Raw genomic sequence first — 26,061 nt, 5'->3', positions numbered from 1 at the left:
ATTGGATAATTAAAGATGAGGTGCAGCATGAAAAAAATTGCGATTCTCGGCTCGACCGGTTCCATTGGAACCCAGACACTGGATGTAGTTGACATGCATCCTGAACTCTTTCAAGTGGAGGGACTGGCTGCCGGAGGCAATACAGACCTGCTGATTGAACAAACCAAACGTTACCGACCGAAGAAGGTATCGGTGGGGTCCAAGGAATTGGCGGATAAGGTTGCTCCACATTTGCCTGCAGGAACGCAACTGTTTTATGGCACAGAAGGACTTGTAGAAGTGGCGGCAGGAACTGATGCGCATATGGTTGTAACAGCAGTGGTGGGAAGTGTTGGATTGGAGTCGACGCTTGCAGCCATAGATGCAGGTAAACAGATCGGACTGGCCAACAAGGAGACATTGGTTACGGCAGGGCATATTGTTACTACAAGAGCGACTGCCAAAGGAGTCTCTTTACTACCCATCGATAGCGAGCACTCTGCGATTTTCCAATGCTTGAATGGTGAAAACAGAGAACGCTTGACAGGTATCACGCTAACTGCTTCAGGCGGATCATTCCGTGATCTTACCCGTGAACAGTTGAAGAGTGTGACTATAGAGGATGCGCTTAAACATCCGAATTGGTCAATGGGTTCCAAAATTACGATAGACTCGGCAACCATGGTAAACAAGGGACTTGAAGTGATTGAAGCACATTGGTTATTTGGTCTTCAATATGATCAGATTAATGTATTGCTTCATCCAGAGAGTGTGATTCATTCTTATGTGGAATTGGATGACACCAGCATCATCGCCCAACTGGGGAATCCGGATATGCGAGTTCCAATTCAATATGCATTGACTTACCCTGACCGTCTGCCATCGCCAGCACAGCGTCTGTCTCTTGCTCAAGTTGGGAAATTACATTTCCGCGAGATGGATATGGAGCGGTTCCCATGTTTAAGAATGGCATATGAGTGTGGTAAAATGGGAGGAACCGCAACAACGGCGTTTAATGCAGCCAACGAGGTTGCCGTAGCCCGTTTCTTGCGTAAAGAGATATCATTCCTTAAAATAGAAGATATTATTGCTTCTGTGCTGGAAGCACACCACAATGTGGACGAGCCTGATCTGCAGGAAATCGCCCGTTGTGATCAGGAGAGCCGTAAGCTTGCGTCCAGTCTGTAATCTCTTTTTTCATAACAAATTGGAAGAAGTGATTCTCTTGTGCGGCATCAGAGAATAATGATAATCTAGAGGGACAGACTGCGGTATGTGCCGTGAAGGAGGATGGATAGGGATTGGAAACCATACAAGTGGTATTTCTAACGGTGCTCATGTTCTTTGTCATCGTGACGGTTCATGAATGGGGGCATTACTATTTTGCCAAACGCGCCGGTATTCTTGTACGGGAATTTGCGATCGGTTTTGGTCCCAAATTGTTCTCATATAAAAGAAACGAGACCCAGTTTACATTGCGTTTGTTGCCTTTTGGTGGATATGCACGGATGGCAGGGGAAGATCCGGAACTGGTAGAGATCCAAGAAGGACAGACCATTGCGGTAAGATCAGCGGATGACCAGGTGAAGATGATCTATCTGGACCAGCTGGATAACCGTAAAAATGTAATACGTGGTGAAGTCATCTCCATTGACATGGAGAATGCCCTGAAGCTTCAACTTGATGTAGATGGTGAAATTCAGGAATACCGAATACATCCCCAAGCGATGTTGGTAAGTCGGGGTAAACAAACGCAGATTGCACCGAAAGATCGTCAATTCGGAAGCAAAACGGTTGGACAGCGTGCGTTGGCTATTTTTGCTGGCCCGCTGATGAACTTTATTTTGGCCTTTGTGCTGTTCGCTGTATATGCGCAAATGGCAGGAGTTCCGGTGGAGAATCCTAAAAATCTCCAAATTGGCGAAGTGCTAGAAGGTGGGGCAGCTGATCAGGCGAACCTGCAAAAGGGCGATATTATCGAGACGATTAATGGTACTGCTATTGGTACAGATTCACAAAAAATGGTGTCGATGATTGCCGATTCCAAAGACAAGCCGATGGAATGGACACTGCGCCGGGGTTCGGATACGTTTAATATAACGATTACTCCACGTGCTGTAGAGGGACAAGAAGGCGGTAAAGTGGGGATCGTACCTACGCTACCAACCCGATCTGTTGGATTTGCAGAGACATTTAAAGTCTCAGGTGTAGCCATGGTTGATACAACCAAAGTGATATTTGAAGGTTTTAAACATCTGATCAATCAATTCAACATGGATGATATTGGTGGTCCGGTTCGTACATTTGAAGTAACAGGGCAAATTGCTAAGCAAGGGATTGAGCAGTTAACGAGATGGGCAGCGATTTTGAGTCTGTATCTTGGGATATTTAACCTGCTACCAATACCTGCACTGGACGGCAGCCGCCTGGTATTTTTGGGAATTGAAGCGCTGCGCGGCAGACCAGTTGATCCCAATCGTGAAGGTATGGTACATTTCATCGGATTTGCGATGTTGTTCGTCTTGATGCTGGCAGTAACGTATAATGATATATTACGTTTAATTAACGGATAATTACGTTTGGACTATGCTCTGAACTTTTCTTTCAGAGTGTAGTCGTTATGGGAGGACGCTGGAGTCTTATGTCAAAGGAAAATGATAAACAGTTCGTGACCGAAATCACACCACAGGGTGAGGATTTCTCACGCTGGTATATTGATGTTATCAAAAAAGCTGATCTCATGGACTATGCACCCGTACGCGGTTGTATTGTGTTCAAACCAGACGGATTTGAAATCTGGGAACATATTAAGGATGAGTTGGATCGTCGTTTCCGGGAAACGGGTCATCGCAATGCGTATTTCCCAATGTTCATTCCTGAGAGCTTCTTTCAAAAGGAAAAAGAACACGTGGAAGGGTTTAACCCTGAATTACCATGGGTTACGGAAGCTGGGGGAGAGAAGCTGGAAGAACGTCTGGCAATCCGCCCTACATCCGAAACGATTATTGGTCACATGTATTCCAAGTGGATTCAGTCGTATCGGGATCTTCCGGTACTGATCAACCAATGGGCTAACGTAGTTCGTTGGGAAAAAAGAACATTGCCTTTCCTTCGTACAAGTGAGTTCCTGTGGCAGGAAGGTCATACTGCGCATGAGACCGAAGAAGAAGCACGTGAAGAAACGATGAAAATGCTTGAGATTTATCGTGAAGTCGTTGAGGAGTATTTGGCTATTCCTGTAATTGTCGGTCAAAAAACCAAATCCGAGAAGTTTGCGGGTGCGGTAGATACCTACTCAATCGAAGCCATGATGAAGGATGGACGGGCTGTTCAAGCAGGTACATCTCACTACATGGGTACGAACTTTGCAAAAGCATTTGAAATTCAGTATCTTAGCCGGAACAATGTGCTGGAGCTGGCTTACACTACTTCATGGGGAGTAAGCACACGTTTGATCGGTGCATTAATTATGGTTCACGGAGATGACCGTGGTCTCGTACTTCCTCCTAAAGTTGCACCGACACAAGTTGTCATGATCCCAATTGGACCTCCGAAAACGCGTGATGCTGTGGTTGGGCGTGCAGATGAGCTGTTCAGTGAGTTGAAAAAAGCTGGAGTCCGTGTGAAAATGGATGATCGCAGCGACGTTCGCCCAGGCTGGAAGTTCAACGAATACGAGATGCGTGGTGTTCCGATTCGTCTGGAGATTGGTCCACGTGATATGGAAAATGGCGTTTGTGTACTCGTATCACGGATTACAGGTGAGAAAAAAGTGGTAGAACAAGCGAACTTGGTAGAAGAAATCCAGTCTATGCTGACACAGATCCAGGTAGATATGTTAGAGCGTGCTCGCACATTTATGTCGGATAACTTCTACTCCGTGGATACACTCGATGAGATGAAAGAACTGATGGAAAATAAACGCGGGTTTACTCTGGCTGGATGGTGCGGTTCAGAAGCTTGCGAAGATAAAGTAAGAGAAGTCACTGGTGCAACAAGCCGGAACATTCCGTTCCAGCCTGCGGAAGAAAAGCATACGTGCCTGGCTTGTGGTGAAAAGGCAGAACACACGGTTGTGTTCGCAAGAGCGTATTAAGTCAGGATAACCTGACGAAGAGCACTTTTTCACCAGTTGAGTAATGAATGGGAGCTTCTGTCGGATAAAATGAGTCGGTGCGAGTTCGGATCGGTGACATTTTTGAATGCAGGGGCTTTTCATGCTTTAAGGGGGTACAAGGAGGAACACGATGAGCGGATTTGATGAGAAGAGAAAACGGTTTGAGTTGTTGATGAAACAGGCAGAGCTTCCGTCTGGTCTGTTAGATCCCTATTTTTTGGATGGATGGATTGAACAAGTAGAGACCAATCGAACTAATCGGGAATGGAATATTCTGATTGCGAAGGATACATTGGTACCGGCTCCAATCTTTCGCACATTTTGTCTGCATATTCAAGAGAAGATGAATCATATCGCCAAAATTTCATTTGGCTTTAAATATACGGACAAGGTACAGAATGGCGATATCGTTAGTGAATATTGGAATTTGTTTCGGGAGTGGGTTACACGTGAGATTCCATCCGTGAATGGTTGGATGAACCGGACTACGTTTGAATGTGAAGCAGATCTCCTGCAACTGACGATGAGTGATGCAACGTCAATGGAATTGGCTCGTAAGAAACAGATTGATCAGGCCATTAAGACGTTCTATGAAAAATATTTTCATCTACCGCTCCGCATCAAGATGCAAGTAGGCGAAGTGGGAAGCAATAAAGAGGCCATGGAACAGTTCCAGGCCCAAAAACGTGTTGAGGAACTTGAGGTCATCGAAAAGATGATGAGTGAAGTGGATACAGAAATCCCGGTGGATGAGGAGCAGGGGGATCTGCGTTTGCAGATGGGTTACGATATCAAGGAGCCAGCAGTGCCTATGCAGGAAATCCAGGATGAAGAGAAAAAGGTTACGCTTCAAGGTACGGTGTTTGGTCTGGATCGCAAAGAACTGCGAAACGGCAATACGTTGTTTACCTTCTATCTAACCGACTTCACGGACTCCATGCAAATGAAGATGTTTGCCAAAACAAAAGAGGATGTTAAAATTCTCAGTTTGCTTGCTAATGGTAAATGGGTAAAAGTGCGTGGTCGTGTAGAGTACGACCGGTTTATGCAAATTCCTGAACTTGCAATGATTCCATCGGATCTGATAGAAGTCAAAGCACCTCCGTCTCGCAAAGACAATGCACCAGAGAAGCGGGTGGAGTTCCATCTGCACTCTACGATGAGTACCATGGATGCTGTAACTTCAATTGACAAATACGTGAAAATGGCAGCAGAGTGGGGTCATAAGGCCATTGCTGTCAGTGATCATGGCGGGGTGCAGGTATATCCTGAGGCTTCCAAGGCTGCTAAGAAAAATGGAATAAAAATGATCTACGGCCTTGAGGCTAATGTCGTGAATGACTCTGTCGCAGTTGTAATGGCTCCGCAGCCTTTGGATCTGCAAACTGCGACATACATCGTATTTGATATCGAGACCACAGGTCTTTCGGTAACGCAGAACAAAATTATTGAGATTGCTGCCGTGAAGATGCAAGATGGCAAAGAAATCGACCGGTTTGCGACCTTTGTCAATCCGCATGAACGTATTCCCTACAACATTCAGCAATTGACGAATATTAATGATGACATGGTAAAAGACGCACCTGAACTTGAGCCTGTTATTCGTGATTTTGTGCAGTTTGCCGGAGATGGTGTACTTGTTGCCCATAATGCACGTTTTGATATGGGCTTTATCCAAGCTTCCCTGAAGCAAATTGGACTGCCTGAGCTTCCTAACCCGGTTCTTGATACGTTGGAACTGGCGCGATTGTTATTTCCGAAAAATAAAAACCACCGTCTGAATACGATGGCGGATAAATATAAGGTTGGACTCGAAAGCCATCACCGTGCCATTGATGATACGGTTGCACTCGCGGGTATCCTGATTGGACTGCTAAATGATGCTGCACAGATGAAAGGTTTGACGAGGCTCGATCGTTTGAATGATTATGTGGGTGTCGATTTGTCGAATACAAGACCTTTTCATTGTGGAATCTATGCACTGAATGATATCGGTAAGAAAAATCTATATAAGCTGGTATCTCTCTCTCATACGGAACATTTCAAGCGTGTACCTTGCATTCCCAAATCAAAACTGATTAATTTGCGTGAAGGCCTTGTTGTGATATCGGGCTGTGAAAAAGGTGAGTTTTTCGAAGCGGTACTTAACAAATCGCTCGAAGAAGCGGAAGAGATCGCCGAGTTCTATGACATACTGGAGATCCAACCACTTACCATGTATATGCATTTGGTGGATAAAGGTCTGGTGGCTACACCCGAAGAGATCAAAACAGCGATCCGTAAAGTCATCGATATAGGTGCAAAGCTTAACAAACCGGTCATAGCCACAGGTAATGTGCATTATTTGGAGCCTCGTGACAAGTTATATCGGGATATCACCATTCACGGAATTACAGGATTTAGTCCACTGAAAGATCAACGTAAACCGGATGCACATTTTAGAACGACAGAGGAGATGCTGGAAGAGTTCCAGTTCCTCGGTCAAGACAAAGCATACGAGGTTGTTGTTACTAATACGGTGGAGTTGTCTGACCGATTTGAGGAAATTAAGTTATTCCCGGACAAACTGTTTACTCCGATTCTGGAAGGTGCGGACGAAGAAATTCGTAATACCTGCTATAACACTGCCAAGTCCATCTATGGCGAAGAATTACCAGAAGTAATCGTGGCACGACTGGAGAAAGAACTCATTCCAATTATTAAATATGGTTTTTCTGCCAACTATCTGATCTCGGAACGCTTGGTTAAAAAATCGAATCAGGATGGTTATCTCGTAGGTTCGCGGGGATCGGTAGGCTCCTCTGTCGTTGCTACATTCCTGGGTATATCCGAGGTTAATCCGCTCCCAGCTCATTATATTTGTGTGAATTCAGAATGCAAATACAGCGAGTGGTTCCTGGACGGCAGTGTTCGGAGTGGATTTGACCTTCCAGAGAAAGAATGTCCGAATTGTGGTGGTACGCTTAAAGGAGAAGGCCAGGATATTCCGTTTGAGACTTTCCTTGGCTTTAAAGGAGATAAAGTTCCCGATATTGACTTGAACTTCTCTGGTGATTATCAGCCTCATGCTCATAACTATACGAAAGTACTGTTTAGTGAGAAGAGTGTTTTCCGTGCCGGGACCATTGGTACGGTGGCTGAGAAAACAGCATTTGGTTTTGCCAAGAAATATGAGGAAGAACATCACAAGAAATGGCGCGGAGCTGAATTGAATCGATTGGCTTCGGGATGTACAGGGGTAAAACGGAGCACTGGACAACACCCCGGCGGTATTGTGGTGGTTCCTGATTACATCGAGGTCGAAGACGTTACACCTGTTCAATTCCCGGCTGATGACGTTAATGCAGAGTGGAAAACGACACACTTTGATTATCATGCTTTTGAAGAAAACTTGCTGAAACTTGATATTCTGGGACACGATGATCCGACGATGATGCGGATGTTGCAGGATTTGACAGGGGTCGATCCAACGACCATTCCGATGAATGATCCCAAAGTCATGAGCATGTTTAACTCCACCGAAGCGCTAGGAGTCACACCGGAACAGCTTCGGTCGCCAGTTGCGACATTTGGTGTGCCGGAGATGGGAACGAAGTTTGTACGTCAGATGCTTGTTGAATCCCAGCCGACATCTTTTGCCGATTTACTGCAAATCTCCGGATTGTCACATGGTACAGGGGTATGGCTTGGAAACGCTCAGGATCTGATTAAGAACGGAACGTGCAACATTAAGACTGTAATCGGTTGTCGGGATGACATCATGTTATTCCTGATCTATAAAACGGGAATGGACGCCAGTCTGGCCTTTAAAATCACGGAGAGCGTTCGTAAGGGACGTGGTTTGCCACAGGAATGGATTGACGAGATGAAGAATTGTAAAGTGCCTCAATGGTACATTGATTCCTGTCTCAAAATCCAGTACATGTTCCCGAAGGCTCACGCGGCCGCTTATGTTATTTCAGCAGTACGTACGGCGTTCTTCAAGCTATACCATCCGATTGAATATTACGCAACCTACTTTACCGTGCGGGCGGATGAGATTGATATCGAACTGATGTGTCAGGGATATGATGCGATCTATCGAAAAATAACGGAAATTGAGCAATTGGGTTTCCAGGCACCTCCAAAAGAGAAAAACATGTTGCCTGTCTTGGAAATGGGTCTGGAAATGACAGCACGCGGATTCTCGCTGAAATCCATTGACTTATACCGTTCGGAAGCAACGAAGTTCATCGTTGACGGAAATTCATTAATCCCTCCATTTTCGGCGCTGGCAGGAATCGGTGATAATGCCGCTCGTAATATTGCTGCAGCTAGAGATCATGGTGAGTTTCTGTCGGTTGAGGACTTCCAGCAGAAGTCGAAAGCAAGTAAGACCATTGTTGAACTGCTGTCGAATATGGGATGTTTCCGCGGCTTGCCAGAGAGCAATCAGCTTTCTCTTTTCTAGGCCTGAATTTGGATCTTAAAATGGTGATTGATGGGGGCAACGTAATTTTTCCTTCATTAGTAAGTAAACCGCCTGAATCATCGCTTACTTGTCACTATTACCAGACTATGTTATAATTTTTGAAGTGAACGAGATAGTACGAATTTCTAAAGAGTGGGGAAACCCACTCTTTAGTCTTTGGTATACAAGAATCTTGGGTATTGAATAATCTGCCAGTGCTTTTTTGCTGGTGTAACCTAAGTTGGAGGTTATTGGTTTTGAGCACAACGAACATTAAATCTACCGTGGAAGAAATGATCCAACCCTACTTGAACGAACAAGGCTTCGAGCTGGTTGACATCGAATACGTCAAAGAAGGCAGCAACTGGTTTTTACGGGTGTATGTCGACAAAGAGGGTGGCATCGACATCGACGATTGCGTCTTGATCAGCGAAAAGCTGAGCGCCAAGCTGGATGAGAACGATCCGATTCCAACCATCTATTTCCTTGAAGTGTCTTCTCCCGGTGCGGAGCGTCCACTGAAAAAACCTGAGGACGTTACCAAAGCTGTAGGCAAAAATGTTTTTGTTACAACCTACGAGCCGGTGAACGGATTGAAGGAATTTGAAGGCAAGCTGCTTTCCTTTGATGACGGGGAACTCGTGATTGAAGCAGGTAAAAAACAGCATGCCATTTCTTATGATAAGGTTGCCAGTGCGCGCCTAGCTATTTTGTTTTAAGTGCCTTGTTCACTTTATTAATGAAAAAGACACATCTCACGATAACGGCAAGGTGCTCATGAGTTCAGAGCCTTTCGCCGTTTTACGTATGAGATGCCATGTTTGAAAGGGGGATCAACATTCATGAGTATGGATTTTATTGAAGCAATGAATGAATTGGAACGGGAAAAAGGGATCAGCAAGGATGTGCTGTTTGAAGCGATCGAGGCTGCACTAATTTCCAGCTACAAGCGGAATTTCAACACGGCCCAGAATGTGCGTGTTGACATGAACCGTAATACGGGAGTTATACGGGTGTATGCCCGCAAATTGATCGTGGAAGAAGTCCTGGATTCACGTACCGAAATTTCATTGCCTGCTGCACGAGAAATCAACCCACACTTCCAGCTGGAAGATATTGCGGAGATTGAAGTTACGCCGCGTGATTTCGGACGTATCGCCGCACAGACTGCCAAACAGGTAGTGACCCAGCGGATTCGTGAAGCCGAACGCGGCCTGATCTACAACGCTTTCGTAGATAAGGAAGAAGATATCGTTACGGGAGTGGTGCAGCGTCAGGATTTGCGCAATATCTACATCGATCTGGGCAAAATCGAAGCGGCTTTACCGCTAACCGAATTGATGCCGAACGAGAAGTTTGTTCATGGTGACCGTATTAAGGCGTATATCACCAAGGTCGAGAATACGACCAAAGGGCCGCAAATCATCTTGTCCCGTACCCATCCGGGTCTCTTGAAACGTCTCTTTGAACTGGAAGTGCCTGAGATCTTTGACGGTGTAGTTGAAATTCGCTCCGTCGCTCGCGAAGCAGGGTTCCGCTCCAAGATTGCCGTACATTCCCGCAACGAGGAAGTTGATCCAGTTGGATCTTGTGTAGGTCCTAAGGGAATGCGCGTGCAGACCATTGTGGGTGAGCTGCGCGGTGAAAAAATCGACATCGTTCGTTTCTCCGATCAGGTAGACGAATATGTTGCCAATGCACTGAGTCCTTCCAAAGTGTTGGAAGTTCATGTATTTGAGGAAGAAAAGATGGCTCGGGTTATCGTTCCGGACTATCAACTGTCGCTCGCAATTGGTATCAAAGGCCAAAATGCCAGATTGGCAGCCAAATTAACTGGCTGGAAAATCGACATTAAGAGCGAGAGCCAGGCGGAACAGGAATTCGGCAGAGAAAAAGATTCTTCTTCTGAAATGCATCAGGATTCCGTCTCCGTCGACTAAAGTAAAGTACGGGGGGCGCTGACGTATGAAACCAAAAAAAGTGCCGCTGCGCAAATGTGTGGCATGCCAGGAAATGATGCCCAAAAAGCAGCTGATTCGCATCGTTAAAACGCCAGAGGATGAAGTGCTGATCGATTTGACTGGCAAAAAATCCGGACGTGGTGCCTATTTATGCGGCAAAGAGTCCTGTTTTAAGCTCGCGCTCAAAAACCGGGCTTTGGATCGGGCGTTAAAAGGCAAAGTCTCACCTGAAATTTACGAGCAACTAGCAGCTGACTTCATCGCGGTTGAGGATGAATTCATAGCAGCACAGGAGCGTGAAAATGACTAATATTAAAACGCTGTCTTATCTGGGACTCTCTATGCGTGCAGGTAAACTTGTAACAGGTGAAGAAATTGTACTTAAAGCGATCCGTTCTTCCGAAGCTAAAATGGTTATTGTTGCGGGTGACGCCTCAGCCAATACACAAAAGAAATTTCGCGATAAATGCGGAACTTATAAGGTTCCTCTGTTGATCGGATTTGACCGGGATAGTCTGGGTTCAAGTATCGGTAAAGACACGCGTGTTGTTCTTGCAGTAACGGATCGAGGGTTTGCAAAAATGATCTCCAAGCAAGTCGGTATAATGTCGGAGGTGGAGTATATTGAGTAAACAGGAAAACAAGGATAAATTGCGAGTTTATGAATATGCGAAGTCCCTTAATATGAGTAGTAAAGAAATTATAACCATTCTTAAAAAGCTGGAAATTCCCGTAAACAATCATATGAGTGTCATGGAGAATGGTTCAGTCGGTAAGGTGGAACAATTTTTTAAAGATATAAAATCCACTGCTGCTTCCAAAAAAGGCAACGAAGCAAAACCAGTTGCTACTTCGGCAGTACGCAGTGACAAACCAGTGGACAGCAACAAGCCGGCCGGCGGAGTGAACACGCCGAATAGCAGTAACACATCCGGTAGTCCCGTACAAACAAAAATACAACAGGAAAAGCAGGTAGGTATGAACAATAGACCAAATTCCAACAATAACAATGGCACCCAAAGACCCAGCGGCCAAGACAGCCGCAACAGAACGAACTCTTCCCAAGGCTCAAGCCAAGGAGGACAATCAACTAACCGTCCAAGACCGGCTCAAGGTGGACAAAGCAGTACTGCATCCCGTCCGCAAGGAACGGGTCAACGTCCAAATAACAGCGGTGGCGGTCAAGTAAGAACTTCAGGACCTAACAGCGGCGGTAATACAGGTACTGGCGGCAACCGTAGCGGTGGCCAAGGTCAGAGCCAAGGACAAGGCCAACGCAGAAGTGGCCCAGGTGGTACTACTGGCAACAATAACAATAGTGGCAACCGTTCAAACAGCGGTGGCGGTGGACGTCGTTATGATGACAATCGTGGTGGCAACTATCGTGGTAACCGTGGTGGCAAGAACAATCGCAACAGAAATCAACAACAGTACCAGCAACGTGAGAAAATTGATAACACACCTAAGAAAATCATCGTTCGTGGTGATATGACCGTTGGTGAAACAGCGAAGTTGCTCCATAAGGATGCTTCCGAAGTTATCAAAAAACTCATCGCGATGGGTGTTATGGCAACAATCAACCAAGAACTTGATATCGAAACAATTCTGCTGCTTTCTGGAGAGTTCGGTGTCGAAGTTGAAGTGAAGATTGTGCTCGAAGATGACCGTTTCGAAACACTGGAAGAGAATGATGATCCTGCAGATTTGCAGTCTCGTCCTCCAGTAGTAACCATCATGGGACACGTTGACCATGGTAAAACGACATTGCTTGACGCGATTCGTTCTACGAATGTAACAGGCGGCGAAGCAGGCGGAATCACGCAACACATCGGTGCGTATCAAGTTGAAATCAACAACAAGAAAATTACGTTCCTGGATACTCCGGGTCACGAAGCGTTTACAGCGATGCGTGCGCGTGGAGCACAGGTTACGGATATTACAATTATTGTTGTTGCTGCGGATGACGGTGTTATGCCACAAACGGTTGAGGCCATTAACCATGCCAAAGCTGCTGGGCTTCCAATTATCGTAGCTGTCAATAAAATCGATAAACCGGGTGCTGATCCGGATAAAGTAAAACAAGAATTGACTAACTATGAACTCGTTCCGGAAGAATGGGGCGGAGATACCATCTTTGTTAACGTGTCTGCGAAACAAAGAATGGGTCTGGAAGGTCTGCTTGAAATGATTCTGCTCGTTGCAGAAGTGAACGAATACAAAGCGAACCCGGACAAACGTGCCCGTGGTACAGTGATCGAAGCCGAGCTGGATAAAGGACGTGGCCCAGTTGCCCGTATCCTCGTACAGCACGGTACATTGAAAGTCGGAGATGCTTTCGTAGCAGGTAACTGCTTCGGTCGTGTCCGTGCGATGGTCAATGATAAAGGTCGTCGTCTGAAAGAAGCTGGACCTTCAACACCTGTCGAAATCACAGGTCTGACAGAAGTTCCAGGTGCTGGAGATCCATTCATGGTGTTTGAAGATGAGCGCAAGGCGCGTTCCATCGCTGACAAACGTGCGATTACGCAACGTGAATCCGATCTGGGGACACATACTCGCGTAACGTTGGATGATCTGTTCCAACACATTAAAGATGGCGAGATCAAAGATCTGAACGTTATCATCAAAGGTGACGTACAAGGTTCGGTTGAAGCATTGAAAGGTTCCCTTGCTAAGATCGAAGTTGAAGGTGTTCGCGTGAAAATCATTCATAGCGGCGCTGGTGCAATCACTGAGTCCGACATCATTTTGGCTGCAGCATCCAATGCCATCGTAATTGGTTTCAACGTTCGTCCTGATAACCAGGCGAAAGCAACTGCAGATCAAGAGCAAGTAGACATCCGTCTGCATCGCGTAATCTACAGTGTTATCGAAGAAATTGAACAAGCGATGAAAGGAATGCTTGATCCGATCTACAAAGAAAAAGTTATCGGTCATGCTGAGGTTCGTAGCACGTTCTCCATCAGTAAAGTGGGTACCATCGCTGGTTGTATGGTTACCTCAGGTAAAATTACGCGTTCTGCGGAAGCACGCCTGATTCGTGACGGCATCGTCCTTTACGAAGGTAAGCTGGATTCCCTGAAACGTTATAAAGATGATGCCAAAGAAGTAGCCCAAGGCTATGAGTGCGGTATCACACTGGATAAATATAATGATCTCAAAGAGGGCGACGTTATCGAAGCCTTCATTATGGAGACAGTACAACGATAAGCAAGGAAGCATGAGGTGAACAACAATGGCTAAGATTCGTACAGGTAGAGTGGGCGAGCAAATCAAGAAAGAATTGAGTTTGCTCATCCAGTCTGAACTGAAGGACCCACGTATCGGCTTTATTACGGTAACGGGAGTCGAAGTGACAGGAGACTTGTCGCAAGCCAAAGTTTATCTGAGTGTCTTCGGTGAACAGGAACAAAAAGATAACTCGCTCAAAGCACTGGCAAAAGCAAATGGATTTTTGCGTTCCGAGCTGGGCAAACGTATCCGGTTTCGTCATGTTCCCGAGTTGATATTCAAGATTGACGAATCCATCGCTTATGGTAGCCGAATTGAGAAGCTGCTTGGCGATATTGGTTCCGACAAGAACGAATCCCAGTAACAGAATAGAGGAGACGGCAATGCACACTTATGAACAGGCGCTCCAGGCCGGAAAGCAATTTCTGCTGGAGCATGATGATTACCTGGTCGTGTCGCATGTACAGCCGGACGGTGACGCAGTCAGCTCGACGGTAACGGTGGGCTGGCTGCTGTCATGTCTGGGTAAGACATTCACGATGATTAATGAAGGCGATATCCCGCATCGCATGCAATTTTTGTGGGAAGCAGGCAACATTGTGAACATGACCGAACAACCACCGCAGCGAAAATATAAAGCTGTTATCTGTGTGGATTGTGCAGACTTTGCCAGAGTAGGTTTGACGCGTCATTATTTCGAAGAAGATGCTGTTATTTTGAATATCGATCATCACCCTACGAATGACGGTTATGGTACTGTCAACATCATTAAGTCAGATGCTGCTGCAACGGCTGAAATTTTATTCGATTTTCTGAACCTTTTCCAAGTAACATGGGATAAAGATGTTGCGACAGCAGTTTATACAGGATTGCTTACGGATACAGGTGGTTTCCGCTATGCCAATACCAGTCCAAATGTAATGACAACGGCCTCCAGACTGCTTGAACATGGTGTGGATGGACCTTATCTTGCCCAGACCTTGCTGGAGCAGGTGACTCTTCCACAAGTTCGAATTTTGAATCAGGCACTAACAAGCCTACAGATGACAGAGGATGGAAAGATAGCCTGGGTTGTTATTACACCTGATGATATGGTAGCTTGCGGAGCGGCTAATGAAGATCTTGAAGGGGTAGTAAACTACCCGCGCAACATTCAAGGCGTGGAAGTGGGTATCTTTTTCAAAGTCATCAACGAGAACGCCGTCAAGGTTTCTCTGCGTTCGGCTGGCAAGATTGATGTTGCTGCATTAGCACAGACCTTTGGCGGAGGCGGGCATGTGCTCGCAGCCGGATGTCGTCTCGAAGGCAGTCTTGATGAAATTGTTGCAAAAGTACTGAAGCAGGTGAATTCACAATGGTAAAGCCATTTGAAGGTGTACTTCCGGTATATAAACCGGCGGGATTTACTTCTCATGATGTTGTAGCCAAGATGCGTCGCATTCTCAAGATGAAGCGCATTGGTCATACGGGCACACTGGACCCACAAGTTACAGGCGTCCTGCCGCTCTGTCTTGGACGGGCGACACGCGTCGTAGAATACATGCAGGAGCTTCCGAAGGAATATCTGGCTACGCTTAGATTGGGACTGTCTACTGACACAGAGGACATGACAGGGGAAGTCATTGAGCGTGCTGAAACACCGGTGGAAGTCACACAGGATCAGGTTCAACAGGTGCTTGAGCAGTTTCTGGGCACGATCTCTCAGGTTCCTCCCATGTATTCTGCGGTAAAGGTAGACGGCAAACGTCTTTATGAGCTTGCTCGTGAAGGGAAGACGGTAGAGCGTAAGAGCCGTGAGGTCACAATCTATGAGCTTGAGCTTACAGGGATTGAAACTCAAGGCGATACGACCGATATATCTTTCCGCGCCTTGTGTTCAAAAGGTACCTACATACGTACATTGTGTGTAGACATCGGTCGACAACTCGGATATCCATCGACCATGGTTCGACTGGAGCGTACGATATCGGCAGGTATCACTGCAGATCATTGTCTTCGTATTGAAGAAGTGGAACAACTTATGGCTGAGGGAACTTTGGCGGAGGCGCTGATTCCTGTTGACGAAGCTATTGCTTCGATTCCGGCCCACAAGGTTGGAGATGAACAGGCCAAAGGAGCACTTCAAGGTCAGAAGCTGTCTGCACGTCTTCTGGAACCGCCAGTAGAGCAACCAGGTTTATTACGGTTGTATGCTCAGGATGGTACGTTTCTGGGGATATTTGAACGGGATGAACTAAAACCAACGGTGAGGGCAGTTAAAGTCTTTTTGCCGGAATAAAGAGGTATCGGGCTTGGAGTTGTAGTGGTAATGCTCAAGCCTGACCTATCTAGTGAAATGCAGGTGAATGATTGTGAAAACCGTAATGCTAACCTATCCGCAGACGTTACATTCGACTGAGCTGGGCGCACTTCCCCAAGTGCTTGCAATTGGTCAATTCGACGGACTGCATCTCGGACATGCAAGTGTCATTTTATCAGCTGTCCGCATTGCGCGGGAAACGGGCATGCAGGCAGCGGTCATGACCTTTCATCCACATCCGAAGGAAGTTATGCGCAAAGGGGATTACGAGGGTTATCTAACTCCCTTGAGAGATAAAGAAGACATCCTGGCAGGAATGGGCGTTGATGTACTTTATGTGGTGGAGTTCAATGAAGAGTTCTCACGGTTGACTCCACAGCAATTTGTACACGACCTGTTGATTCCTCTTCAAACACGAACAGCGGTTGTGGGTTTTGACTTCCGTTTTGGTCATAAGGGGGCAGGGGACGAACAGCTTCTTCGTACGTTGGGAGAAGGAGAGATGACGGTGGAAACCGTTCCTCCTTTCTTGTTGAATGGTGAAAAAGTGAGCAGTTCTCTCATTCGTGGCCTGTTGAAGCGTGGGGAGATGGATGAGGCCAGTCAGTGGCTTGGCAGACCTTACAGCATCAGAGGAACCGTCATTCACGGGGAGAAGCGTGGACGAACGATTGGATTTCCCACAGCCAACCTTGAACTCACGGATCATTACGTTACTCCATCGAAGGGTGTTTACGCTGTTCGTGTGCAGTATGGCGAACAGGAACTGCATGGCGTAATGAATCTCGGTGTGAAACCTACGTTTCACGAAAGCGGGATGAAACCTACGTTTGAAGTGCACCTGCTTGATTTTGACGGACACTTGTATGACCAGGAACTAAAGGTTGAGCTCGTTCACTATATTCGTGCAGAACGAAAGTTCGACTCTATTGATGCATTGATTAGTCAGATTCGTGAAGATGCATTAACCGCCGGTCGCCTGTTATCTTAAAGGTTCTGGATTAAATGCATGTTTACATTTACTTTGACTAGGCAATTATGATATACTGTACTACGTTGTCGATTGAGACAACATTAACCTTGGCTTGGTTGCTTGCTCTCACCGGCGGTGACGAGGCTAATGGCGATTATATTGAAGGAGGTGAACAGGATGGCATTGACTCAAGAACGTAAACAACAACTGATCGACGAGCACAAAACTCACGAGTCCGATACAGGATCTCCAGAGGTGCAAGTTGCTATCCTTACGGAAAACATCAGAAGTTTGACAGACCACTTGCGTACGCATAAGAAAGACCACCACTCACGTCGTGGACTTTTGAAAATGGTAGGTCAACGTCGTAAGCTTTTGGCTTACGTGAAAAACAAAGATGTTAAACGTTACAGCGCACTGATCGAAAAACTCGGATTGCGTCGTTAATTATCGTACATGTTTTCAAAACCAACCTGGCTGTTATCCGTCATTCTTTTGTCTAAAAGGACAAGCGGAACTTACAGCCGGGTTGTTTTGTAGATGAATATGTTGCCATATATTTGTAGATGGGGCTCCGTGAGGAGCTTTTGTTGTGCAGGTTAGCATGTTGAAAGATCCATACATAGCTAATGAATGCAGGACAAGCAGGAAATACTGTGAATATGCAGAATCCATTGAATTAGGAACGAATAAAAGGAGGGGTTTCATGGAACAGCGTGTTGAAATGCAGCTTGGTGGAAGAAAGCTTACGCTTGAGACTGGGCGTTTGGCCAAGCAGGCTAATGCTGCCGTTAAGGTAACATACGGGGATACCGTTGTATTGTGTACCGTGACAGCATCAAGTGAGCCAAAAGATTTGGACTTTTTCCCATTAACGGTGAACTATGAAGAAAGATTGTACGCCGTAGGTAAAATCCCGGGTGGATTTATTAAACGTGAAGGCAGACCGAGTGAGAAAGCAATTCTTTCAAGCCGTCTGACAGACCGTCCAATTCGTCCATTGTTCCCGGAAGGCTTCCGGAATGATGTACAAGTTCTGAATATTGTTATGAGTGTGGATCAGGATTGCGAACCGCAAATCGCTGCAATGATTGGTACATCAGCAGCATTGAGCATTTCGGATGTTCCATTCAGCGGACCGATTGGTGGCGTAAAAGTTGGACGCATTGATGGCCAGTTCATCATTAACCCAACGATTGCACAGCTTGAAATCAGTGAACTTGAACTGGTGGTTGCAGGAACTAAGGATGCCATCATGATGGTTGAGGCTGAAGCAAACGAATTACCTGAAGAAGTGATGCTCGAAGCAATCATGTTCGGACATGACGAGATCAAAAACATTGTTGCGGTAATCGAACAACTCGTGCAAGTTGCCGGTAAGGAAAAAATGGCTGTTAAGTTGCATGCCGTTAATACTGAAGTCAACAGCAGTGTGCGTGATTTCGCAAGTGCTCGTCTGGTTGAAGCTGTTAAAATTGCTGAGAAGCATGCTCGTCAAGATGCAATCGATGTAGTGAATGACGAAACGGTTGCTCACTTTGAAGAGAAATATATTGAAAGTCCTGAATTGCTTAAAGACGTGAAGGAAGTTCTGCACGATATCGTTAAAGAAGAAGTGCGCCGTCTGATTACGCATGATAAAGTTCGTCCAGATGGACGTGGTCTTGCTGAGATTCGTCCAATCGAATGTGATACTTCCCTGCTGCCACGTACGCATGGTTCAGGTTTGTTCACACGTGGTCAAACGCAAGCACTTAGCATCTGTACACTTGGTGCACTTGGCGATGTTCAAATTTTGGACGGAATTAGCCTTGAAGAAACGAAACGTTTCATGCATCATTATAACTTCCCACCATTCAGCGTAGGTGAAGCTCGTCCATTGCGTGCTCCAGGCCGTCGCGAAATCGGACATGGTGCTCTGGGTGAGCGTGCGCTTTCCAAAGTAATCCCTTCCGAAACAGACTTCCCATACACGATTCGTCTGGTATCAGAAGTTCTGGAATCCAACGGTTCAACTTCCCAGGCAAGTATCTGTGCCAGCACACTAGCTATGATGGATGCAGGTGTACCAATCAAAGCTCCAGTTGCGGGTGTAGCTATGGGTCTGATCAAAGACGGAGATCATGTATCCATTCTGAGTGATATTCAAGGTATGGAAGATCACCTCGGTGACATGGACTTCAAAGTAGCCGGAACACCTGAAGGTGTAACTGCGATTCAAATGGACATCAAAATTGATGGTATTGATCGTCAAATTTTGTCTGAAGCATTGGCTCAAGCCAAAGAAGGTCGTTTGCACATCTTGAGCAAAATGACTGAAGTGATGAATACACCACGTGAGCAGTTATCACAATATGCGCCTAAAATTACAACGATGCATATCAATCCGGACAAAATCCGTGATGTTATTGGTGCAGGTGGTAAAATTATCAATAAAATCATCGAAGAAACCGGTGTTAAAATTGATATTGAACAGGATGGACGTGTCTTTATCGCTTCTTCCAACCAGGAGATGAATGATAAAGCTAAAGCGATTATCGAAGGTATTGTACGCGAAGTATTGGTCGGCGAGATTTATGTCGGTAAAGTAAAACGCGTTGAGAAATTCGGTGCATTCGTTGAAGTACTTCCAAACAAAGAAGGTCTGGTGCACATCTCACAACTGTCAACAGAACGTGTTGCCAAAGTGGAAGATGTTGTAGCCATCGGTGATTCCATTACGGTAAAAGTAACGGAAATTGACCCACAAGGTCGAATCAACTTGTCCCGTAAAGCGGTTTTGACTGCTGAAGCTCCGGCTCAATCCTAGGATACCGAAGCAACAGGTTATAAATGGATAGATTGAATGAAGAGACAGAATGTGAATTTCTGGCTCTTTTTTTAACGTTTAAATACGAAAAACAAGGATGAAACCATGGCTTAGTATTCATATTCCTGCCCTTGTCCTCATATGATGGGGACAAAGACGGCGGGAGGATGGAGCTGTGGGAAACCAATCCAAAAAGCTGGCGGCTGTTCTGGCAGGTGTGACTGCGGTCATGTTGATCGGACAAGTTGGCAGTGTACGTACATACATTACGGAGATCCGTGATGGGCCAGGTACGCAAAATGCTTTTGACATGTTCAAGGAAGCAACGGGAGAAGATGCGCTGTTGTCGGCGATTCGGGATAAAGCGGCTGAGACAAAAATTGCTCCGGTAAATGCCAGGGTAGATCGGGTATGGAAAGCGATTCCTGGCTATAATGGCATGGAGATTGATGTGGAAGCGACATACCGTAAGGCACTGAGTGGAACGTTGAATACCAAAATTGCTTATATCTACCGTCAGATTGAACCGGCGATTCAGCTTAAAGATTTGGGTGCACATCCGATCTATCGGGGAAATGCGAACAAACCGATGGTTTCTTTTATGATTAATGTCGCGTGGGGGAACGAATATATCATACCGATGCTGGATACGCTCGATGCAGAGAAAGTGAAAGCCACTTTTTTTCTGGATGGAAGTTGGTTAAGCAAAAACGTTGAACTGGCCAAGGAAATTCAGAAACGAGGGCATGAGCTGTCCAATCATGCGTATTCTCACCCGAATATGAGTCGATTGAGCGCAGAACGAGCCAAGCTGGAAATTAGTAAAACGCAGGATCTGCTCCATAAAACACTGGGGGTAGAGAATCGCTGGTTTGCTCCGCCTTCAGGTGACTTTAATCAGAAGACCGTTGATATTGCTTCTTCCATGGGATTGCAGACCGTGTTATGGACAGTAGATACTGTAGATTGGCGTAAACCAAGCCCGGATGCCGTTGTTGCCAAAATTGCGAAAAATACCGAGGCAGGCACGTTAATTCTAATGCACCCTACAGCTGCTTCTTCGGGAGCTTTAAAGGGTATGATTCAATCCATTCGGGCCAAAGGTCTCGTGCTCGGAACGGTAAGTGAGACGTTGTCTTCGGAACGTGTAAACACATCTGCGGTTGAGTGAACGTTGTTTTTTTGTTAATATCAAAAAGTTGGAACCAAATGTCGATTTCAATTTCAAGGTTGAGATCAAGGCAATTATAGAGATGTAGGAGGGCCAACCATGAAAAAAATTCAGCTGGGCAATGGCCTCAGAGTTGTCATGGAACAGATACCGACCTGCCGTTCTGTGTCTTTCGGAATATGGGTCAAGACAGGTTCGCGTAATGAGCAACCTGCAAGTAACGGAGTATCACATTTTATTGAACACATGTTATTTAAGGGAACAGATCGTTATGATGCCAAGGCGATTGCGGAACAGTTCGATGCGATTGGTGGTAACGTGAATGCGTTCACTTCCAAAGAATACACGTGTTATTATGCAAAAGTGTTGGATGAACATTTACCGATTGCCGTTGATGTGTTATCTGATATGTTTTTCCGTTCCAAAATGGATGATGGTGAATTGATCAAGGAGAAAAACGTCATCCTGGAAGAAATCTCAATGTATGAAGATACGCCTGATGATATGGTTCATGATCTGATGGCCTTGGCCGCTTATGGTGAGCATCCGCTCGCATACCCTATCCTGGGTACGGAAGAACGTCTCAAAGCGATGGATTCCAGCCATCTGCGTGCATATATGAAGGAGCACTACACGATTGAGAACACGGTCATTAGTATTGCGGGTAATATTGACGACAGTGTAATTGATCTGATGGAGAAGCATTTTGGTGCTTTTGATGTTAATGGAGTAACAGAAGCAGTGACGATGCCGGCGTTCCAAAGCGGACAGCTCTTCCACAAAAAGAAAACGGAACAGAATCATATATGTATCTCGTTCCCAGGCTGTAAAATCGGAGATCCGCTTCAATTCGCTATGGTTGTTCTGAATAACGCTATTGGTGGAGGCATGAGCTCCAGACTGTTCCAGGAAATACGCGAGAAACGGGGACTTGCATACTCCGTGTATTCCTATCATAGTTCTCATGCAGACAGCGGACTGTTCACGATATACGCGGGTACAGCACCGAAACAGACAAAAGAAGTGCTCGACCTCACCAAAGAGGTTCTGGGCGACCTGGCTGTAAACGGCTTGTCAGAAGATGAACTCCGCAAAGGAAAAGAACAGCTGAAGGGAAGCCTGATTCTCAGCTTGGAAAGCACAGGCAGTCGCATGAACCGTCTGGGTAAAAACGAGCTAATGCTAGGCAGACACCATACGCTGGATGAGATGATCACCAAAATTGAGCAAGTAACCATGGACGATATTAACGCGGTGCTTGATCTGATGTTTGCTGAGCCTTTTGCACTTGCCATGGTTGGCGCTTCAGATAAGACGATCGCTGGATTGAGAAGGGATGATTTTGTTGCATTACGTTCAAATACAGAAACTGCCGGGCAATGAAGATATTAAACTGCCTCAAAAAATGTCGGAGCTGGCATCCGGCTTTGATGTCGTAGCTGCACTTCAGGAAGATGTTGTATTGCAGCCGGGTCAGCGTACGCTGATTCCAACCGGACTTGCGATGGCAATGCCGGCTGGATTGGAAGCACAGATTCGGCCTCGGAGCGGACTGGCTTTCAAACATGGAATTACCTGCCTCAACACACCGGGTACCATTGATGCGGACTATCGCGGAGAAGTCAAAGTACTGTTGATCAATCTGGGTCAGGAACCGTTCACGATTGTACGGGGAGAGCGCATCGCACAGATCGTCTTCCAGACGGTGCCTGCGGTTGAATTGACGGAAGTGACGGAACTTTCAGAAACGGTACGCGGTGAAGGTGGATTTGGTCATACCGGGAAATAAACAGCGTATATATATACCCATTCTTTAGAGTCGTCCCTGACAGGGGCGGCTCTTTTTTACATTTGAGAAACGGACGGTTGAATGCAATTATTGTTTTCACCCCGCTGTGGGCCCCTGCATACGATAAGGCATACATGTGGTGAAAGGAGTGACGTCCCGATGCTGACCGGAGTCCGGATTGTAGTCCTGGGCGGAGATGCGCGGCAGCTTGAAGTCATTCAAAAGTGCGCAGAGCTGGATGCAACGGTAAGTGTGGTGGGTTTCGATAAAATAGAGCGTTCCATTCCGGGGATTGAGCATCAGGAACTGGAGGACGAAGTATTTGCTTCCGCAGATGTACTGGTACTGCCTGTTGTCGGTTGCGATGACCAGGGAAAAGTGAGTACTTCATTTAGTGACACGCCGATCTATTTGAAAAAGGAACATATTGCAGCATTACCGGAGCATTGTATTGTGTTCACAGGTATGGCTAAGCCTTACTTGCGCGAACTTTGTCTTGAAAATGGGCTGCGACTTGTTGAAGTACTTGATCGTGATGATATTGCACTGTACAACTCCATTCCAACAGCTGAGGGAGCCATCGCCATAGCAATTCGGGAGACGGACTTCACAATCCATGGTTCGGAATGTATTGTGCTTGGCCTTGGTCGAACAGGATTCACAATGGCCAAAACACTGCAGGGACTTGGAGCAAATGTACGGGTGGGAATCAGGCGGGAAGAGGATGCTGCCCGCGCTACAATAATGGGCTGGAAGCCTTTCATGACAACGGATTTGGCCGCTCAAACCGGGGAAGTTGACTTGCTTTTTAATACGATACCGACTATGATAATCACAGCACAAATCCTGTCCAGAATGCCGCAAAAGGCTGTTATTATCGACCTTGCATCCGCTCCTGGCGGCTGTGATTTCAGGTATGCAGACAAACGCGGTATCAAAGCGCTACTTGCGCCTGGCCTCCCCGGCATTGTTGCTCCCAAAACGGCTGGCGGCATTATTGCCGACGCGTTGATCCGTTTGCTTTTGGAAGAACAGAACGCACGGGAGGTTAAATCATGAACTGGCAGGGAAAAACGGTAGGTTATGCTATTACGGGTTCTCATTGTACGTTTGAAGAGGTTATGCCGGTTATTAGCCGCTTCGTGGCTGAAGGTGCCAATGTCATTCCGATTATTTCGAATTCGGTGCTGACGACCGATACACGCTTCGGTACGGCGCAAAATTGGCAAAAACAGTTGAAAGATATAACAGGTAATGATATCATTTCTACAATTGTTGAAGCGGAGCCATTAGGGCCTTCCAAGCTGCTTGATGTGCTGGTGATTGCTCCATGCACAGGGAATACAACAAGCAAGCTGGCTAATGCGATGACCGACAGTCCAGTGCTGATGGCAGCCAAAGCGCAGATGCGCAATCAGCGTCCGCTTGTACTTGCCATTTCCACGAATGACGGTCTGGGCTTGAATGCTGCGAATATCGCCAAATTGCTCGTGGCCAAATACTTGTATTTTGTGCCATTTGGGCAGGACGATCCAGTGAAGAAACCAAACTCGTTAGTCGCCAAAATGGAATTGATTCCAGAGGCTTGCTGGAGTGCCCTTGAGGGCAAACAGTTGCAGCCGATGATTGTGGAGCGTTCTTCACAAGCTTAAGAAATCAATGATTCGGTGACAACGTTTATGCGCTTGGAGAAATGAAGGGTTTTAGAGACAAAGAAAATCATGGGGGACGATATGCTGGATTGAACAGCTACTTGTGTCCACGTTCCTGTCTATAAGGCATTCCTGCTTGCGGGCAGTAAAGGTTAAGCAAGCGGGAGAGGTCTATTGTGAATGTATGCGTCATGATCTCGATAACAACCGCCACCTTTGAGGTTGTGATTGTCTAAGACAATTACAAAAAACAAAGAGTGGCATGGAATGCCGTATAAAATGCTGAAATTATCGCATCAGAACGCTCCCTAGAGTGATCCATTTGTTGATTTGACCCGTGTCCAGTCTTCTTGCGTACACAAATGGAGGAATAAAGATGCGTATCATGGTACAGAAATTCGGAGGCACGTCTCTCTCCACTGTTCAGGCGAGAGAGCATGTGCTCCGTCACGTTAAACGTGAACTTGAGGCAGGATTGAGTCTAGTCATTGTTGTGTCTGCGATGGGGCGCCGAGGCGAGCCATATGCGACCGATACGTTGCTGGACTGGGCTGCACAGAACGGAAACGCACTATCCGCACGCGAAAAGGATTTACTGCTGTGCTGTGGTGAAATCATATCGGCGACGACTTTGAGCAGTTTACTCGAACATGAAGGCATTCCAACTACAGTGCTGACCGGTGCACAAGCAGGTTTTGTGACGGACGACAATTTCGGGAATGCCCGGATATTGGATGTCCGTCCTGTTCGTGTGTTGGAGCAGCTGCAGCTCGGGCGTGTCGTTATTGTAACCGGATTCCAGGGGCAGACGGAGAATGGAGACTTCACGACATTGGGTCGTGGGGGAAGTGATACATCTGCGACAGCGCTTGGTGCAGCGTTACGTGCTGAAATGGTGGATATCTACACCGATGTGAACGGGATACTCACAGCCGATCCACGAATTGTTGAAGATGCGCGTCCGCTGACTGTTGTGAGTTATGCCGAGATCTGTAATATGGCCCACCACGGGGCCAAGGTAATCCATCCACGTGCGGTCGAGATTGCCATGCAATCCCAGATTCCAGTGCGGGTAAGATCTACTTTTGCAGACACGGAAGGAACGCTGGTCACGCATCCGGAAGGATTTCGGGATGTGCAGACAGGCATTGTTGACCGTTATGTAACAGGTATCGCCTACGTGAGCAATGTCACGCAAATTACGGTGGATGTACCTGGTGGTGCAGATCGGCTGCAACTAAAAGTGTTCAAAACCATGGCTGAGAATTCGATCAGCGTTGATTTTATTAATGTTACCCCCTCGGGAGTTGTCTATACGGTTTTTGACAGTGATTCCGAGAAAGCCATACAAGTATTGCAGGAGATAGGTCTCAAGCCACAAAGCCTGTCCGGTTGTGCCAAAGTGTCCGTCATCGGCGGAGGCATTAATGGTGTACCTGGAATTATGGCTCGAATCGTCGAGTCCTTGACACTGGCTGACATTCAGATCCTGCAATCGGCAGATTCGAATACAACGATCTGGGTACTCGTAAAAAAAGAAGATATGGTTCAGGCCCTGAGGGCACTTCACGCCTCATTCGAACTTCATTTGTAAATAACTGAAGTTAGAGGAGCCAAACCTGTTTTGAAG

At 46.4% G+C, this 26,061-nt stretch carries 21 protein-coding genes; all 21 read left to right on the top strand.

Features of this window, described 5'->3' with window-relative positions:
• Nucleotides 1-27: 27 nt before the first annotated feature.
• Nucleotides 28-1,167, top strand: a complete 1,140-nt coding sequence (locus tag ACX9NY_RS12295; RefSeq protein WP_339260455.1) for a 1-deoxy-D-xylulose-5-phosphate reductoisomerase — start codon at nt 28-30, stop codon at nt 1,165-1,167.
• 113 nt (nt 1,168-1,280) lie between these two features.
• Nucleotides 1,281-2,552: an RIP metalloprotease RseP gene (gene rseP, locus ACX9NY_RS12290; protein WP_339302971.1), complete on the top strand. Its 1,272-nt coding sequence runs from the start codon at nt 1,281-1,283 to the stop codon at nt 2,550-2,552.
• Between the two features lie 68 nt (nt 2,553-2,620).
• Entirely contained in the window at nt 2,621-4,075 is a 1,455-nt protein-coding gene (gene proS, locus ACX9NY_RS12285; RefSeq protein ID WP_339241630.1) for a proline--tRNA ligase, read from the top strand.
• Between the two features lie 151 nt (nt 4,076-4,226).
• Nucleotides 4,227-8,546 (top strand): PolC-type DNA polymerase III, encoded by a 4,320-nt coding sequence (locus ACX9NY_RS12280; protein ID WP_472478713.1) that lies wholly within the window; start codon nt 4,227-4,229, stop codon nt 8,544-8,546.
• A 257-nt stretch (nt 8,547-8,803) separates the two neighbouring features.
• Nucleotides 8,804-9,265: a ribosome maturation factor RimP gene (gene rimP, locus ACX9NY_RS12275; protein WP_062833826.1), complete on the top strand. Its 462-nt coding sequence runs from the start codon at nt 8,804-8,806 to the stop codon at nt 9,263-9,265.
• A 123-nt stretch (nt 9,266-9,388) separates the two neighbouring features.
• Nucleotides 9,389-10,486, top strand: a complete 1,098-nt coding sequence (gene nusA / locus ACX9NY_RS12270; protein WP_062833827.1) for a transcription termination factor NusA — start codon at nt 9,389-9,391, stop codon at nt 10,484-10,486.
• Between the two features lie 25 nt (nt 10,487-10,511).
• On the top strand, nt 10,512-10,817 hold the full coding sequence (rnpM, locus tag ACX9NY_RS12265) for an RNase P modulator RnpM (protein WP_339260457.1): 306 nt from the start codon (nt 10,512-10,514) through the stop codon (nt 10,815-10,817).
• A complete protein-coding gene (locus tag ACX9NY_RS12260) occupies nt 10,810-11,139 on the top strand; it encodes a L7Ae/L30e/S12e/Gadd45 family ribosomal protein (protein WP_017689142.1) in 330 nt (109 codons plus the stop codon). Before rnpM ends, ACX9NY_RS12260 begins: the two co-directional genes overlap by 8 nt.
• Nucleotides 11,132-13,717 carry a translation initiation factor IF-2 gene (infB, locus tag ACX9NY_RS12255; protein ID WP_339241635.1) on the top strand — a complete coding sequence of 862 codons (2,586 nt, stop codon included), beginning with the start codon at nt 11,132-11,134 and terminating at the stop codon, nt 13,715-13,717. The genes ACX9NY_RS12260 and infB overlap by 8 nt, the downstream gene beginning before the upstream one ends.
• Nucleotides 13,718-13,742: 25 nt before the next feature.
• Nucleotides 13,743-14,102, top strand: a complete 360-nt coding sequence (gene rbfA, locus ACX9NY_RS12250; protein WP_062833829.1) for a 30S ribosome-binding factor RbfA — start codon at nt 13,743-13,745, stop codon at nt 14,100-14,102.
• 19 nt (nt 14,103-14,121) lie between these two features.
• A complete protein-coding gene (locus ACX9NY_RS12245) occupies nt 14,122-15,099 on the top strand; it encodes a DHH family phosphoesterase (RefSeq protein ID WP_472478712.1) in 978 nt (325 codons plus the stop codon).
• Nucleotides 15,093-16,016: a tRNA pseudouridine(55) synthase TruB gene (gene truB / locus ACX9NY_RS12240; RefSeq protein WP_472478711.1), complete on the top strand. Its 924-nt coding sequence runs from the start codon at nt 15,093-15,095 to the stop codon at nt 16,014-16,016. The genes ACX9NY_RS12245 and truB overlap by 7 nt, the downstream gene beginning before the upstream one ends.
• A gap of 73 nt (nt 16,017-16,089) precedes the next feature.
• Nucleotides 16,090-17,028, top strand: coding sequence for a bifunctional riboflavin kinase/FAD synthetase (locus ACX9NY_RS12235; RefSeq protein WP_445252553.1), 939 nt, complete (start codon nt 16,090-16,092; stop codon nt 17,026-17,028).
• 159 nt (nt 17,029-17,187) lie between these two features.
• Entirely contained in the window at nt 17,188-17,457 is a 270-nt protein-coding gene (rpsO, locus tag ACX9NY_RS12230; RefSeq protein ID WP_056700672.1) for a 30S ribosomal protein S15, read from the top strand.
• A gap of 259 nt (nt 17,458-17,716) precedes the next feature.
• Complete coding sequence (gene pnp / locus ACX9NY_RS12225; protein ID WP_472478710.1) at nt 17,717-19,819, top strand: polyribonucleotide nucleotidyltransferase; 2,103 nt, start codon at nt 17,717-17,719, stop codon at nt 19,817-19,819.
• 175 nt (nt 19,820-19,994) lie between these two features.
• Nucleotides 19,995-20,990, top strand: a complete 996-nt coding sequence (locus tag ACX9NY_RS12220) for a polysaccharide deacetylase family protein (protein ID WP_339260463.1) — start codon at nt 19,995-19,997, stop codon at nt 20,988-20,990.
• 99 nt (nt 20,991-21,089) lie between these two features.
• The gene (locus ACX9NY_RS12215) at nt 21,090-22,373 is read left to right on the top strand and encodes a M16 family metallopeptidase (RefSeq protein WP_076326816.1); all 1,284 of its coding nucleotides are present in this window, start codon (nt 21,090-21,092) and stop codon (nt 22,371-22,373) included.
• Entirely contained in the window at nt 22,333-22,779 is a 447-nt protein-coding gene (dut, locus tag ACX9NY_RS12210; RefSeq protein ID WP_339241652.1) for a dUTP diphosphatase, read from the top strand. Before ACX9NY_RS12215 ends, dut begins: the two co-directional genes overlap by 41 nt.
• Before the next feature lie 159 nt (nt 22,780-22,938).
• Nucleotides 22,939-23,838 carry a dipicolinate synthase subunit DpsA gene (gene dpsA, locus ACX9NY_RS12205; protein WP_339260465.1) on the top strand — a complete coding sequence of 300 codons (900 nt, stop codon included), beginning with the start codon at nt 22,939-22,941 and terminating at the stop codon, nt 23,836-23,838.
• The gene (locus ACX9NY_RS12200) at nt 23,835-24,431 is read left to right on the top strand and encodes a dipicolinate synthase subunit B (protein WP_062833836.1); all 597 of its coding nucleotides are present in this window, start codon (nt 23,835-23,837) and stop codon (nt 24,429-24,431) included. Before dpsA ends, ACX9NY_RS12200 begins: the two co-directional genes overlap by 4 nt.
• Before the next feature lie 376 nt (nt 24,432-24,807).
• On the top strand, nt 24,808-26,025 hold the full coding sequence (dapG, locus tag ACX9NY_RS12195) for an aspartate kinase (RefSeq protein ID WP_253433880.1): 1,218 nt from the start codon (nt 24,808-24,810) through the stop codon (nt 26,023-26,025).
• Nucleotides 26,026-26,061: the final 36 nt, after the last annotated feature.

It is taken from the genome of Paenibacillus sp. CB74, from assembly GCF_055687625.1.
Note: the sequence above shows the minus strand (reverse complement) of the source record. Positions and strands in the feature narration are given on the sequence as shown.